The sequence below is a fragment of the Crocinitomix algicola genome, assembly GCF_001661595.2.
Classification (GTDB): domain Bacteria; phylum Bacteroidota; class Bacteroidia; order Flavobacteriales_D; family Crocinitomicaceae; genus Crocinitomix; species Crocinitomix algicola.
On record NZ_LYPF02000005.1, the window covers coordinates 1 to 1151 of the forward strand.

Genomic DNA, 1151 nt, shown 5'->3' on the forward strand with positions numbered 1-1151 from the left:
AAGAATGGAGAAGTTATAGGGAAGTAAGAACCGCACTTCGTTATTCAACATTCATCATTCAATATTCGTTATTCAATTTTAAGTCAGAATATCGAACGCAGAACTAAGCAGATTGAATTTTTTAGGGAAGCAATAATCGCACTTCATTATTGATATTTAATGTCTAATTGAGATTTAATAAATACCAATTCCACCAACATCAAATCGGCCATCTCTTATCAACACCTGCTCATTATTTTTCGGGTTAATTAATGTCAAGTTGAAAGTGCCGGATGCAATACGTTCTGTTAGACTGAAATAGGTTATAGTGATATTATTTATGCCATTTGTATCCAGTTTACACCCAGGGTATTTGCGATATTCAGTGCAACCGCTAAATAATTTTGTATTTGATGTAGAATAAATATTATCACAATTATAAGTTCCGGTTCCATTAAAATTGGTTATACCAACGTTAAAATTAGAAGAACAATCAAAATTTTTGGTATTGTTAGTGATCAATCCAAATACATCTTCATGAGAATTATAATCTTTCGAGGCAAAAGATGGATAATACCCACCACCATTTGGTATCCAAACCTGATCGTCAATTAAAAAGCCAAGCGTATTTTCCCCTGTTTGAGTTGCTGGCGGTAGCGTAAGTTTTTTGTCTTTGTTTTTTTTACAACTAACAGATAATAAGATTGTTGCAATCATCATAACAAAACCTATAAGTTTCATAGGGCCAATAGTTTAGTTCAATATACTGTTGTTCAGAAGATAATGAGTGTTATTTTTGTTTAATATATGGTTAAGAATGAAATTTGGTTGTCTTTGGGTATTTTTTAAACATCGAACGCAGAATGAAGAATGCAGAAGTTTTTAGGTAATTTAAAAGCACTTCATTATTCAACATTCATTATTCAATTTTAAGTCAGAATATCGAACGCAGAACTATGAATGCAGAAGATTTGGGGTAATTTAAAAGCACTTCTTTATTCAACATTCATCATTCTACATTCATTATTCAATTTTAAGTCAGAATATCGAACGCAGAACTAAGAATGAAGAAGTTTTGGGGAAGCAATAAACGTACTTCATTATTCAACATTCATCATTCAATATTCGTTATTCAATTTTAAGTCAGAATATCGAATGCAGAAATATGAATG

The 1151-nt window shown here is 31.0% G+C and carries 1 protein-coding gene; it reads right to left on the reverse strand.

The annotated features are described in order from the left end of the window. Positions 1–174: 174 nt before the first annotated feature. Positions 175–720 carry a hypothetical protein gene (locus A8143_RS04305; protein WP_139134263.1) on the reverse strand — a complete coding sequence of 182 codons (546 nt, stop codon included), beginning with the start codon at positions 718–720 and terminating at the stop codon, positions 175–177. Between the last annotated feature and the right edge of the window lie 431 nt (positions 721–1151).